This is a genomic window from Pseudomonas sp. OA65 (assembly GCF_017498305.1).
Taxonomy (GTDB): Bacteria; Pseudomonadota; Gammaproteobacteria; order Pseudomonadales; family Pseudomonadaceae; genus Aquipseudomonas; species Aquipseudomonas zanjanensis.
Genome location: NZ_JAGDEZ010000025.1, coordinates 41,231 through 54,288 on the forward strand (window position 1 = coordinate 41,231; position 13,058 = coordinate 54,288).

11 protein-coding genes are annotated in these 13,058 nt (G+C 59.0%); all 11 read left to right on the forward strand.

All coding sequences use genetic code 11. The features are described from left to right. Positions 1–48: 48 nt before the first annotated feature. The 11 genes from J3361_RS19915 to fliE all read left to right on the forward strand — a co-directional run bounded on the left by J3361_RS19915 (position 49) and on the right by fliE (position 13,055). Positions 49–2,943: a TIGR00180 family glycosyltransferase gene (locus J3361_RS19915; RefSeq protein WP_207966013.1), complete on the forward strand. Its 2,895-nt coding sequence runs from the start codon at positions 49–51 to the stop codon at positions 2,941–2,943. Between the two features lie 343 nt (positions 2,944–3,286). Further along, positions 3,287–4,213: a ketoacyl-ACP synthase III gene (locus J3361_RS19920; protein WP_207966014.1), complete on the forward strand. Its 927-nt coding sequence runs from the start codon at positions 3,287–3,289 to the stop codon at positions 4,211–4,213. A 278-nt stretch (positions 4,214–4,491) separates the two neighbouring features. After that, positions 4,492–5,340: a flagellin domain-containing protein gene (locus J3361_RS19925; RefSeq protein WP_207966015.1), complete on the forward strand. Its 849-nt coding sequence runs from the start codon at positions 4,492–4,494 to the stop codon at positions 5,338–5,340. A 72-nt stretch (positions 5,341–5,412) separates the two neighbouring features. Next, positions 5,413–5,778 carry a flagellar protein FlaG gene (locus J3361_RS19930; RefSeq protein ID WP_207966016.1) on the forward strand — a complete coding sequence of 122 codons (366 nt, stop codon included), beginning with the start codon at positions 5,413–5,415 and terminating at the stop codon, positions 5,776–5,778. Positions 5,779–5,859: 81 nt separating this feature from the next. Beyond that, the gene (fliD, locus tag J3361_RS19935; protein WP_207966017.1) at positions 5,860–7,290 is read left to right on the forward strand and encodes a flagellar filament capping protein FliD; all 1,431 of its coding nucleotides are present in this window, start codon (positions 5,860–5,862) and stop codon (positions 7,288–7,290) included. A 133-nt stretch (positions 7,291–7,423) separates the two neighbouring features. After that, on the forward strand, positions 7,424–7,819 hold the full coding sequence (fliS, locus tag J3361_RS19940; RefSeq protein ID WP_207966018.1) for a flagellar export chaperone FliS: 396 nt from the start codon (positions 7,424–7,426) through the stop codon (positions 7,817–7,819). An 11-nt stretch (positions 7,820–7,830) separates the two neighbouring features. After that, positions 7,831–8,127, forward strand: a complete 297-nt coding sequence (locus tag J3361_RS19945) for a flagellar protein FliT (protein WP_207966019.1) — start codon at positions 7,831–7,833, stop codon at positions 8,125–8,127. Between the two features lie 169 nt (positions 8,128–8,296). Continuing rightward, a complete protein-coding gene (locus tag J3361_RS19950) occupies positions 8,297–9,772 on the forward strand; it encodes a sigma-54 dependent transcriptional regulator (RefSeq protein ID WP_207966020.1) in 1,476 nt (491 codons plus the stop codon). Positions 9,773–9,900: 128 nt separating this feature from the next. Then, a complete protein-coding gene (locus tag J3361_RS19955) occupies positions 9,901–11,091 on the forward strand; it encodes an ATP-binding protein (protein WP_207966041.1) in 1,191 nt (396 codons plus the stop codon). A gap of 5 nt (positions 11,092–11,096) precedes the next feature. Next, positions 11,097–12,479 carry a sigma-54-dependent response regulator transcription factor FleR gene (gene fleR / locus J3361_RS19960; protein WP_207966021.1) on the forward strand — a complete coding sequence of 461 codons (1,383 nt, stop codon included), beginning with the start codon at positions 11,097–11,099 and terminating at the stop codon, positions 12,477–12,479. A gap of 249 nt (positions 12,480–12,728) precedes the next feature. Then, positions 12,729–13,055: a flagellar hook-basal body complex protein FliE gene (fliE, locus tag J3361_RS19965; protein ID WP_003199082.1), complete on the forward strand. Its 327-nt coding sequence runs from the start codon at positions 12,729–12,731 to the stop codon at positions 13,053–13,055. Positions 13,056–13,058 lie beyond the last annotated feature (3 nt).

A 13,058-nucleotide genomic window follows, 5' to 3' on the forward strand; every position in this document is an offset into this window, starting at 1 on the left:
AAACTCCCGGTGTCGCTGATGCGACCATCCACTCGTTAAGGAATGAATATGCAAAGCAATGTCCCAACAGGATCGACTGCGACGTTGAATGAACGGTTTACCCTGGTGCTGCTCGCTCACGACCAGTCGACTGCCCTGCAGCGGGCGTTGCGCCACTATCATGACAGTTCGTTCGCGGTGCTGGTGATCGACTCATCGAGCCAGATCAACGCTGATATCACGGCAGCATTCCCCGGCGTGCAATACCTGCACGCACCCACGGCCATCGGTTTCGGCGACAAGGTTCGCCATGCCATCGAGCGAGTCGCCACGCCTTACCTGGCGATTGCCGATGCCGAGAGTTTCCTGCTGCCCCAAGCGCTCGAACAAGCGTTGAGTTTCCTCGAAGCACACGCCGAATACAGTATCTGCCAAGGCTACAGCCTCGCTTTCGAGGCCCATGCCGACCGTGTCGACTATTACCTGCTCGATCGCAAGGGTTGTGAGGATTATTCCGGCGCAGCGGCCGAAGCCCGGCTCGCTGTGTTTGCCGAGGATTGCCCATCATTGGTCAATGCCCTCACGCGCACTGAAACCCTGCGGCGCAGTTACGCTTCGCTACCTGTCGGTTTCGATTCGCGGTTGCAGGAGGCCGGCCATTGCTTTGGCTTGGTGGCGGATGCAAAGGTTCGCTTGCTGGACATCCCCTATGGTGTACACGAGCGCAGTCGCGTGGCGAAGCCAGGGAACCCGGTGGGCACGGCGCCTGGTACCGAGGACTTGCGAGCAGTCGCTGAACAGGAACGCATGAGCGCGATGCTGGCCGACGCCTTGGGCATGGACGCTTCGTCACGAGAACATGTCCGGGCCATACTCAAGAAACTGGGCGAGCGTTCGGTGCCGCAGGCTGGAAAAGTGTTCGAGTCGACCTGGGATTCGCGGCGTGGCGAACCGGTTCGGCGTTTCGAGCCGACGCAATACGTCGAGTTGCCCTTTTATAACCAGGCTTTTTTCGACGCGCTCTCTTCACTGGAATTCCTGCTTCATGCGGCGCCAAGCGGGCAGGTGCAGCTGAAGGAGCTGGAAGCCGTCATGCTCAAGCAGAAGGAGCTGTCTCGTCCCCAGCGCAACACCGACGCCGTGCCGCTCGATGAACGGCTGGCGAGGGCTTTCCTGAGCTATGCCTTCAACCAGGATCTGGTGAAGCAACTGCATGAGGTCATGCAGGCCAAGGGTGACACGCGCTATGTGCAAATGATCCAGGCCTGGGAACAACGGCTCAAGGCGGCCGCATTTGAAAATACCGCGAGGTTGTTCGACGCCACGCGCTCCGGTCAATTGCTGCGCTGGCTCGAGGCGCGTGAACCGAGCGCCAGTGAAGCCCAGAAAGTGTCGAAGTACCTGGCTGCTCGCAACGGGGGGCCGACGTTTGGCATTTTGATCCTGGATCTGGAAGCCGACATCTTCAAGATGCAGGCAACCTTCGACAGCGTGATCAATGGCTATTGCCGGGCGTTCAAGATCGTTGTGTTCACCACCGGCGACCTGCCGGCCGAGACCACACCGCAGAGTCTCCTGCATTTCGTCAAGGTCAACGAAAGCAATTACGTCGACAAAATCAATCAGGTTGTCAGCCAGAGCGATTGCGATTGGATGGTCATGGCCGAGGCCGGTGATGAATTGACGCCAAGCGGTTTGTTCCGCGCAGGTGTGGAATTGCTGGCCGCGCCACAATGCCAGGCCGTGGCAATGGACGAGTTCCAGCGCCAGCCCGACGGGACGCTGGTCGATGTCTTCCGGCCAGGGTTCAACCTTGACTTGCTGCAAAGTGCCCCGGCCTTGATGGCCCGTCATTGGCTGATACGCCGCGAGACACTGGTGAAACTTGGCGGGTACTCGCGCGAGTTCAAGAATGCGATGGAATTCGACTTGCTGTTGCGTCTGATCGAGCGGGACGGCCTGGAGGGGCTTGCCCACCTGGATGAACCCCTGCTGATTTGCCAGGCCCCTGCTGTGGAAGACAACGCCGATGAGCGCAAGACGTTGCTGCGCCACCTGGCGGTTCGCGGTTATCAGGCTGACGTGAGCGCGGTCGTGCCGGGTACGCATAAAATCGATTACCGCTTTGCCGAACGCCCCCTGGTATCGATCATCGTCCATGGCATGGTCGATCCGGCGACGCTACAGCGTTGCCTGCTCAGCGTACTGCAGCGCACCCGATATCAACGCTACGAAGTATTAGTCCCTACCGGGGCGGAAAATCATCCCGTACTGCGCACTTGGCTAGATGGCCAGGGGCATCAGGTCAGTCGCGTTCGGTTATTGGATATCGAGTCGGGCGTTGCGACGGGCTCCTGGATCAACGCTGCCAGCCAGGAGGCCAAGGGCGACTATCTGGTTACCCTGGCGGCCGACAGCGAAGTGCTCAACGTCAACTGGATCGAATCGCTGCTCAATCAAGCCTTGCGTCCGGAAGTCGGTGTGGTCGGCGCCAAACTGGTCGAGCGCGATGGACGCATCACTCAGGCTGGCCTGATTCTGGGCTTGAACGAAGAAGTCGGCTCGGCCTTCATCGGCGAGCCGAAGACCGCCAGGGGCTACATGAACCGGTTGGTGGTCGAGCAGAATTGTTCGGCGGTGTCTTTTGCCTGCTTGATGATTTCCAAGCAGTTGTTTAACGCTGCTGACGGTATAGACAGCGGTCTGTTCGACGATGCCTTGGGCGACGTTGACCTGTGCCTCAGGGTCGGCCAGGCCGGGTACCTGACGGTATGGACGCCACACGTGCAGGTCATCCAGCCCGGCGTGCTGGCGAATACGCCAGCGGCGCGTGCGGCGCTGCGTGAGAAGTGGTCCGAGGCGCTCGCCCAGGATCGCTTCTACAACGGGAACCTGGCGTTGCAAGGCGCTGGTTTCACCCTGGGACCGGTGCGCAACGTACCCTGGGCCGACTTGCTCAACTGATCTACCGGATAGCCCCGCCTTGCGGGGCTTTTCATCGATGCCAGCAGATAAAAACCTGTCGGTATCCATCGCGAATTACGCTGCTATCTCCGAGTTTTCTATCCGGTGTCCTATGCCCGTGTGGCAAATGACACGGCTTCGTTTGTCATGAAAAAATGCCTTTGCAGAACAAAACGGCGTGACGCATAGGTCATAAAGTGCATCTTCACTGTATTGTATTCCCCGGAGTGAAGGCCTGTTCGTTCGCCGAACAAGGCGTCCGCCCTTGGAAATCAACCATTTTTGAAGCGCCCCTGAGCTTTTGGGGGTGAACCTAGTCGCAGTACATGATCGGGAAGCCATGATGATTGGCATAAAAAGCATAGCGAGTTATGTGCCGACCGCTGGTGTGGATAACTACGCTCAGGGTGCCAAATTCGAGAAGGATGAAGAATTCATCCTTGGCAAGATTGGTTCGGCGTTCCTGCCGCGCAAAGACGCTGACCAGGAAACCTCGGACCTGTGTGTCGAAGCAGTGAATGCATTGTTCGCCAACAACCCGCAGCTTTCGCGCGAATCCATCGATGCGTTGATCGTCGTCACCCAGAACGGTGATGAAGAAGGCCTGCCGCACACGGCCGCCATCGTGCAGGACAAACTCGGGCTGCCGACCCATGTGGCGGCGTTCGATATATCGCTGGGCTGTTCGGGCTACGTATACGGCATTTATGCCCTGAAAGGCTTCATGGAGGCCGCAGGGCTGAAGAACGGGTTGCTGGTCACCGCCGACCCGTATTCGAAAATCGTCGACCCTGAGGACCGCAACACCACCATGCTGTTCGGCGATGCCGCCACCGCCACGTGGATGGCCGAAGACGCCAGTTGGCAGTTGGGCAAGGCCAAGTTCGGCACAGACGGTTCCGGTGCGCCGCACCTGAAGGTCAGCGACGGTGTGTTCTTCATGAACGGTCGCCAGGTGTTCAACTTTGCCTTGCTGAAAGTACCGGCTCATTTGCACGAACTGTTGAATGAATCCTCATTGCAAGCCAGCGACATCGACGCATTCTGCATTCACCAGGGCAGTGCGGCGATTGTCGATGCCGTGGCGCGGCGTTTCGAGGGTGAGCCTGAGAAATTCATCAAGGACATGGTCGAGACCGGCAATACCGTGTCGTCGAGCATTCCGCTGCTGCTGGAAAAGCACGTCCTGGATGCTGACTGGAAGCGTGTGGCGATCAGTGGTTTTGGTGTGGGCCTGTCGTGGGGCTCGGCGATTCTGTATCGCGATTGACTCATTCACGCTTTTCTCAATAGCGCTTCAGGCTGGCCTGTGGCGCTTTTTTTTGTCCGCGATTTTATCCTGCGGTTTCTTGACGCCATTTTTCGGGCTTCGGCCCGGGGCTAAACCCTTGTTTTTCAAGGGGTGGCAGTCTGCTAGCAAATATTTTGAAAAAAGCCCTCAAGCAAGTTCCTAATCCGACGATAACTATTACGAAGGTTCTCTAGGCCACACCCCCGGCGGTTGCCAAGGGCCGGAAGCCGCAGTACCCAACCAACGAGGAATTCGTCATGGCTTTAACAGTAAACACCAACACCACTTCGCTGAACGTTCAGAAGAACCTCAACCGTGCTTCCGACGCTCTCTCCACTTCGATGACTCGCCTGTCTTCCGGCCTGAAAATCAACAGCGCCAAAGACGACGCCGCCGGCCTGCAGATCGCTACCCGCATGACCTCGCAAATCCGCGGTCAGACCATGGCGATCAAAAACGCCAACGACGGTATCTCCATGGCGCAGACCGCTGAAGGCGCGATGCAAGAGCAGACCAACATTCTGCAACGTATGCGTGAACTGGCCATCCAGTCCCGTAACGATAGTAACAGCGCAGATGACCGTATCGCTCTGAACAAAGAGTTCTCGCAGATGAGCGACGAACTGACCCGTATCGCCAACAGCACCAACCTGAACGGCAAGAACCTGCTCGACGGTACTGCTAGCACCATGACCTTCCAGGTCGGCTCGAACACTGGTGCTGACAACCAGATCTCCCTGACCTTGAGCGCCAGCTTCGACGCTGCAGCCCTGGGTGTTGACTCGGCAATCACCATCGTTGGTTCCGACAGCGCTGCTGCTGAAACCAACTTCGCGTCGGCGATGGACGCCATCACCAGCGCGATCGATACCATCAACAGTGCTCGTGCCGACCTCGGTGCTGCACAAAACCGTTTCGCCAGCACCATCTCCAACCTGCAGAACATCAACGAAAACGCCAGTGCTGCACTGGGTCGCGTACAAGATACCGACTTCGCTGCTGAAACTGCGCAACTGACCAAGCAGCAGACTCTGCAGCAAGCGTCTACCTCGGTTCTGGCCCAGGCCAACCAACTGCCATCCGCTGTACTGAAGCTGCTTCAGTAATAGCCGGATGAGTTTTAGCGGGGGAGTGCGCTTGCGTGCTCTCTCGCTTTTTCCGTTCAAGAGGTGATGGACATGGATATGAGCGTGAAGCTGAACTTGTCTTATCCAGCGGCGAAGCCGACACCTACCGTGGCCGACAAGCCCGTGGAGAAGCCTCGAGCCGAGGTTGCTACCGTGACCCCGGTCAAGGAAGCGCCTAAAGACGCTGCCGCCGAGCAGGACAAACTCAAGAAAGCCGTTCAGGAAATCGAGAAGTTCGTCCAGTCGGTCAAGCGCAATCTGGAGTTCTCTATTGATGAGCCTTCAGGCAAAGTAGTGGTCAAAGTGATTGCCAGTGGTTCCGGTGAAGTGATTCGCCAGATCCCGAACGAAGAAGTCCTGAAACTGGCCAACAGTTTGAATGATGCAAACAGCTTGTTGTTCAGCGCCGAAGCCTGACAACCGGCACGAATTTTGTTGTTATGTCTTTTGGGCGTTGTAAAGGCCAAAAGGCCGGCGACATACTGAAGGGAGTCCCACATGGCAAGTCCAATTCTACCTGGCTTGGGTCTAGGCTCCGGCCTTGATACCGGCGCTATCGTCAAGGCGCTGGTCGATTCCGACAAGGCCGCCAAGCAAGGTCAGATCACCCGAGCGACGACGACGACTACCAACAGTATCTCCGGGGTGGGCACCCTGAAGTCGTTGTTGGCAGCTTTCAATACCGCCATGAAGGACTTGTCCAGCACAACAACCCCGCAATTCTCGGGTTTTGCTGCGACATCTTCAGCTCCCGGCGTTCTCACGGCTACCGCCAGTAATACGGCGGTGAATGGCACTTACGCCATCAAAGTCACCAACCTGGCCACTGCGTCCAAGGTCACTTCGGCGGCCTTTGCGGGTGGTACGACCAGTGCCATTCCCACGGGTACGATGACCATCTCGCAGGGGGGTAACAACTACAACCTCAATGTGCCGGATGGCTCCACCTTGCAATCGGTTCGCGACGCGATCAACGCCGACTCTTCGCTCAAGGCTGCCGGTGTCAGTGCGAACATCATCACCGACTCTTTCGGTTCGCGCCTGGTGCTGGGCTCAACCACCACCGGCGCAGGTTCCGATATTTCGGTGAGTGGCATTGCGGGGCTGGAGATCGATGGCACGAACGTTGTGGGTGCGAACAATACTGCGTTGACGGCCACTTCGGCGGGCGCCATCGGGGCCCTGGCCCAGGATGCCAACTTCACAGTCGATGGCATGGTGCTGACCAGCAAGAGCAATACGGTCAGCACGGCAATTTCCGGGCTGACGTTGAATTTGCTCGGAGTAGCGGACGGGGGCACTTCAACCGTTACCGTGGCACCGAACAACGATGGCCTGAAAGCCTCGATCCAGAAATTCGTCGATGCCTATAACGCGGTCGCCAATAGTATTACCGCACTGACCAAGCCGTCGCTCGATGCCGATGGGAAGTTGACGGTGCCGGCAAAATTGACCGGCGATGCGTTGCCCCGCTCGCTGCTGGCGACGATTCGAACGCCCTTGTCTGAAACCGGCGCTGGCGACGCGCTGACGTCGCTGGCCCAGTTGGGTGTTACCACCGATCAAAAGACGGGTGCGTTGAACTTCGATGGCGTCAAATTCAGCGCAGCGATGAGCGATAAAAAGCTCAGCGGTGAAGTCCAGACGTTGTTCACGGGCACCAACGGCCTGCTGGAGCGCATGGGCAAGGCGATCGAACCCTTCAGCGAGAGGGGTGGTATCCTGGATCAGCGGACCACGACGCTGACCAGGACCCAGACCCGCCTGAAGAGCGATCAGGAGGCTCTGGATCGTCGGGTCGAGACCCTGACCGCTGTGCTGACTAAAAAGTACAACGATATGGACACCCTGGTCGGCAAGCTGAAGGCCACTGCCAGCAACATCACTTCGATGTTCGAGGCAATGACGGCGCAACAGAGAAACAGCTGATTTTTCACCGATGCAAAAAAAGCCCGGCAACGTTTTGACAACGCTCCGGGCTTTCGGCTTTTCGGTCTAAAGTTTTTTGGCGCAGCGTCGATACGCTGTTTATACGAACCGAAGTTTTTTGATGAGGTAGAACATGAATCCGATGTTGGCCCTTCGCCAATACCAGAAGATTGGCGCCCAGGCGCAAACCTCCGAAGCCAGTCCCCATCGTCTTGTGCAGATGCTCATGGAAGGCGGGTTGGACCGTATCGCCCAGGCCAAGGGCGCCCTGGAGCGCAAGGATATTGCAAACAGAGGCATTCTGATCAGTAAGGCCATCGGCATCGTCGGTGGTTTGCGTGAAGGCCTGGACCTGGAAAACCAGGCCGAGTCGGTCGCTGAATTGGATGCTCTCTACGCTTACATGATGAAACGTCTGGCCGAAGCCAACGTCAAGGCCGATCCGAAGATCCTCGACGAAGTCGCCGATCTGCTTCGCACGGTCAAAGAAGGCTGGGACGCCATTGCCGCACCTGGTCCGCAATTCTAAGGAGTGCTCTCATGAGTCTTGTCCTGCAGCGAATCGAACAAACCCGTGACGCCTTGGTCGATGCCCTGGCCGAGCGTAACTGGGAGGCCATCGGTCAATTGGACCTGGCGTGCCGTTCCTGCATGGAAGACGTCTTGGGTGAGCCTCAGGTGGACGAGGCGGCGTTGCGGCTCAATCTTGAGGAATTGCTGGGGGTGTATCGGCAATTGCTGGAGGCGGCGACGGGGGAGCGTCAGGCAATCGTCGATGAGATGCAGCAGATCCATCAAGCACAGAACGCTGCAAAGGTTTACCATCTGTTCGGTTAATGCTCAGTTAATCCGAATCCGTTGCGCCATAAATTTGACTGTGCACGGTTTTTTGACTTAACTAGTAGCTGTTTACAGATTTAAGGCGTCTACAGGCATAACAAGTCTGCAAGCGTCTAGCTTGCCCCCTAATTCTGGGCATTGGGTTGACTAGGGAAGTTGCTATTGCATGTGGCGTGAAACCAAAATTCTCCTGATCGATGACGATAGCGTCCGCCGCCGCGACCTGGCGGTGATCCTGAATTTTCTTGGCGAAGAAAATTTACCCTGCGGAAGCCATGACTGGCAGCAGGCCGTCGGCTCTTTGTCGTCCAGTCGTGAAGTCATTTGTGTCCTTATCGGGACCGTAAATGCTCCCGCAGCGCTTTTGGGCTTGCTAAAGACACTCTCAACCTGGGATGAGTTCCTTCCGGTTTTGTTAATGGGCGAAAATTCTTCCCTTGACTTGCCAGAAGACCAGCGTCGCCGGGTGCTTTCCACCCTCGAAATGCCGCCCAGCTACAGCAAGCTGCTTGATTCGCTGCATCGCGCGCAGGTTTACCGCGAGATGTACGATCAGGCCCGCGAGCGCGGCCGGCATCGCGAACCCAACCTGTTCCGCAGCCTCGTCGGCACCAGCCGGGCGATCCAGCATGTACGCCAGATGATGCAGCAGGTCGCCGACACCGACGCCAGCGTACTGATCCTGGGCGAGTCGGGCACCGGTAAGGAAGTGGTTGCGCGCAACCTGCATTACCATTCCAAGCGCCGCGAAGCGCCGTTCGTGCCGGTGAACTGTGGCGCGATCCCGGCCGAGTTGCTGGAGAGCGAACTGTTTGGTCATGAGAAGGGTGCATTCACTGGTGCAATCACCAGCCGCGCCGGACGTTTCGAACTGGCCAACGGCGGTACGCTGTTTCTCGACGAAATCGGCGACATGCCGCTGCCGATGCAGGTCAAGCTGTTGCGGGTCCTGCAGGAGCGCACCTTCGAGCGCGTGGGCAGCAACAAGACCCAGAGCGTCGATGTGCGCATCATCGCCGCCACGCACAAGAACCTCGAGAGCATGATCGAGGTCGGCAGTTTCCGCGAAGACCTCTATTACCGCCTCAACGTTTTCCCGATCGAGATGGCGCCACTGCGTGAGCGCGTCGAAGACATCCCGTTGCTGATGAACGAGCTGATCTCGCGCATGGAGCATGAAAAGCGCGGTTCGATCCGCTTCAACTCGGCGGCGATCATGTCCCTGTGCCGCCATGGCTGGCCGGGCAACGTCCGTGAGTTGGCCAACCTGGTGGAGCGCATGGCGATCATGCACCCGTATGGGGTGATCGGGGTAAACGAACTGCCGAAGAAATTCCGCTACGTCGACGACGAAGACGAGCAAATGGTCGACAGCCTGCGCAGTGACCTGGAGGAGCGGGTGGCAATCAACGGCCACACGCCGGACTTCACCGCCAATGCCTTGTTGCCGCCCGAAGGCCTGGACCTCAAGGATTACCTGGGAGGCCTTGAACAAGGGCTGATCCAGCAGGCGCTGGACGATGCCAACGGCATCGTCGCCCGTGCGGCAGAACGCCTGCGCATCCGCCGTACCACCCTGGTGGAGAAGATGCGCAAGTACGGCATGAGCCGTCGCGAAGGAGATGAACAGGCGGATGATTGACGCCTGTTTTCCAACCGCCTGATTTTCAGGCGGTTTTTTTTCGGCACGGGTATTGCTATAGCCCTCGCAACGTTCCGTTTAACTGACGGTCAGCCAAGCGAGAGAGCACGATGACCCAAGCCGCCCAGATGTCGCCTGTCCCCGAGCCGGGACACCTGCCGTCCGCCGAACAGGCGAGCCGGCTTGGACTTGAGCAGGCATTTTCGCTGTTCAATCAGATGTCCAGCCAACTGACTGATTCCTACAGCTTGCTCGAAGCCCGGGTCACCGAGCTCAAGGGTGAGCTGGCCGTGGTCAGCGCCCAGCGCATGCAGGAGCTGGCTGAAAAAGAACGGCTGGCCAATCGGCTGCAAAACCTCCTCGACCTCTTGCCGGGTGGCGTCATCGTAATCGATGCTCACGGTTTCGTGCGCGAAGCCAACCCGGCAGCCTGCGAATTGCTCGGCCTGCCGCTGGAAGGCGAGCTGTGGCGGCACGTTATCGCCCGCTGCTTTGCGCCTCGGGAAGACGACGGCCATGAAGTGTCCCTCAAGGACGGTCGCCGCCTGTCCATCTCGACACGCTCGCTGGATGCCGAGCCTGGGCAATTGGTGCTGCTCAACGACTTGACTGAAACCCGTCACCTGCAAGACCAGTTGGCTCGCCATGAGCGCCTGTCTTCCCTGGGGCGGATGGTGGCCTCGCTGGCCCACCAGATTCGTACGCCGCTTTCCGCCGCGCTGCTCTATGCCAGTCATCTGACCGAGCAGCAATTACCGGTGGAAACCCAGCAACGCTTCGCCGGACGCTTGAAAGAGCGCCTGCACGAACTGGAACACCAAGTGCGCGACATGCTGGTGTTCGCCCGCGGCGAGCTGCCGTTGACTGACCGTGTCAGCCCCAAGGCCTTGCTGCAATCGCTGCAAGCCGCGGCGTTGACCCACGTGCAGCAATTACCGATTCGTTGGCAGTGCGACAGCCATGCCGGCGAAGTGTTGTGCAACCGCGACACGCTGGTGGGCGCGGTGTTGAACCTGATCGAAAACGCAATCCAGGCCAGCGGCGGCGACGTCCGGCTGAAAGTGCACTTATACACACGGGACAACACCTTGCGCCTGTCAGTCAGCGATAGCGGCAGCGGCATCGAGCCGGCGGTGCTGGCGCGCCTGGGCGAGCCATTCTTTACCACCAAGACCACCGGAACCGGCCTGGGCCTGACTGTGGTCAAGGCCGTGGCCCGTGCCCACCAAGGAGAATTGCAGCTGCGCTCGCGGCTGGGCCGTGGCACTTGCGCAACGGTGTGCTTGCCGCTGTTTTCCAACGGGCCGGGGGTGGAGTGAACGCAATGGCGATCAAGGTGTTGCTGGTTGAGGATGATCGGGCCCTGCGCGAGGCGCTGGCCGATACGCTGGTGCTGGCCGGGCACGATTACGCCGCCGTCGGTTCGGCGGAAGAAGCGCTGTTGGCGGTCGGCCGGGAAGCGTTCAGCCTGGTGGTCAGTGACGTCAACATGCCGGGCATGGATGGTCATCAGTTGCTTGGCCTGTTGCGCGCCCGTCAGCCGCAACTGCCGGTCTTGCTGATGACGGCTCACGGGGCCGTCGAGCGAGCGGTGGATGCCATGCGTCAGGGCGCAGCGGATTACCTGGTCAAGCCGTTCGAGCCCAAGGCGCTGCTGGACCTGGTCGCACGTCATGCCTTGGGCAGTCTTGCGGTGGAGGGCGAAGGTCCGGTGGCTATCGAGCCGGCCAGTGCGCAACTGCTGGAATTGGCCGCGCGGGTGGCGCGCAGTGATTCGACCGTGCTGATTTCCGGCGAGTCCGGTACGGGCAAGGAAGTACTGGCGCGCTACATTCATCAACAATCCCGGCGCGCCGGGGAGCCGTTCATCGCCATCAATTGCGCGGCGATTCCTGACAACATGCTCGAGGCGACGCTGTTCGGCCACGAAAAAGGCTCGTTCACTGGCGCCATCGCGGCCCAGGCCGGCAAGTTCGAGCAGGCCGACGGTGGCACGATCCTGCTCGATGAAATTTCCGAAATGCCCTTGGGCCTGCAAGCCAAGCTGTTGCGGGTGTTGCAGGAGCGGGAAGTTGAACGGGTCGGTGCCCGCAAGCCCATCAGCCTGGACATTCGCGTGGTGGCGACCACCAACCGCGACCTGGCCGGCGAAGTGGCGGCGGGGCGTTTCCGTGAAGACCTCTATTACCGCTTGTCGGTATTTCCGCTGGCTTGGCGTCCGTTGCGTGAGCGCACCGCCGATATCCTGCCGCTGGCCGAGCGTCTGCTGAACAAGCACGTCAATAAAATGAAGCATGCGGCGGCCCGGCTTTCAGCCGAGGCCCGTGCCTGCCTGGTTGCCTACCCGTGGCCGGGCAATGTCCGAGAACTGGATAACGCCATTCAGCGGGCCCTGATCCTGCAGCAGGGTGGCTTGATCCAGCCGGAGGATTTCTGCCTGGCCGGGCCGGTGGCCTGTGCGCCATTGCCAGCCTTGACGCCGGCACCGGCAGCAGCCCCGGATGTCGAGGGCGACTCGGTTGGTGCTTTGGAAGACGACCTGCGACGCCGCGAGTTCCAGATGATCATCGATACCCTGCGCGCCGAACGCGGACGCCGCAAAGAGGCGGCCGAACGCCTGGGCATCAGCCCACGCACGCTACGCTACAAGCTGGCGCAAATGCGCGACGCCGGGATGGATGTCGAGGCCTATCTGTTCGCCAGTTGAATCATCGATTCAAGGAATTGCACTGCTAAAACCTGTGGGAGCGAGCCTGCTCGCGAAGGCGATGATTCAGACGATGTAGATGTTGACTGACAGACCGCTATCGCGAGCAGGCTCGCTCCCACAGGAGTTTGGATGAGCTCGTGCGCGCATTTGTTTTCTATCGCCATGGAGCTGGCACCCTTGTTGCTAATACCTACGTACCCGCTGAGTAAGTGTCAAAAAAACGCGGGCCGCCAGAGAGAGTAGACCATGAGCCAAGGTATTGAATTTAATCGGTTGATGCTGGACATGCGGGCCATGCAAATGGACGCCATGGCCCAGCCTAAATCGGTCGCGGTCCCCCAGGTGGGTGGCAGCAGCTTTTCCGACATGCTCGGTCAGGCCGTCAATAAAGTGAACGATACCCAGCAGGCGTCGAACCAGTTGGCCAGTGCTTTCGAGATTGGCAAAAGTGGCGTCGACCTGACGGACGTAATGATCTCCTCGCAGAAAGCCAGTGTCTCGTTTCAGGCCCTGACCCAGGTTCGCAACAAACTGGTTCAGGCCTACCAAGACATCATGCAGATGCCGGTTTAAGGA

Excerpts from the sequence above, each read along its gene's own strand:
- J3361_RS19930 (WP_207966016.1), top strand. The coding sequence starts at position 5,413 with ATGGATATGAGCGTGAAGCTGAACTTGTCTTATCCAGCGGCGAAGCCG.
- fleR (WP_207966021.1), top strand. The coding sequence starts at position 11,097 with ATGGCGATCAAGGTGTTGCTGGTTGAGGATGATCGGGCCCTGCGCGAG.
- fliE (WP_003199082.1), top strand. The coding sequence starts at position 12,729 with ATGAGCCAAGGTATTGAATTTAATCGGTTGATGCTGGACATGCGGGCC.
- J3361_RS19945 (WP_207966019.1), top strand. The coding sequence starts at position 7,831 with ATGAGTCTTGTCCTGCAGCGAATCGAACAAACCCGTGACGCCTTGGTC.
- fliS (WP_207966018.1), top strand. The coding sequence starts at position 7,424 with ATGAATCCGATGTTGGCCCTTCGCCAATACCAGAAGATTGGCGCCCAG.
- J3361_RS19915 (WP_207966013.1), top strand. The coding sequence starts at position 49 with ATGCAAAGCAATGTCCCAACAGGATCGACTGCGACGTTGAATGAACGG.
- J3361_RS19925 (WP_207966015.1), top strand. The coding sequence starts at position 4,492 with ATGGCTTTAACAGTAAACACCAACACCACTTCGCTGAACGTTCAGAAG.
- fliD (WP_207966017.1), top strand. The coding sequence starts at position 5,860 with ATGGCAAGTCCAATTCTACCTGGCTTGGGTCTAGGCTCCGGCCTTGAT.
- J3361_RS19950 (WP_207966020.1), top strand. The coding sequence starts at position 8,297 with ATGTGGCGTGAAACCAAAATTCTCCTGATCGATGACGATAGCGTCCGC.
- J3361_RS19920 (WP_207966014.1), top strand. The coding sequence starts at position 3,287 with ATGATTGGCATAAAAAGCATAGCGAGTTATGTGCCGACCGCTGGTGTG.
- J3361_RS19955 (WP_207966041.1), top strand. The coding sequence starts at position 9,901 with ATGTCGCCTGTCCCCGAGCCGGGACACCTGCCGTCCGCCGAACAGGCG.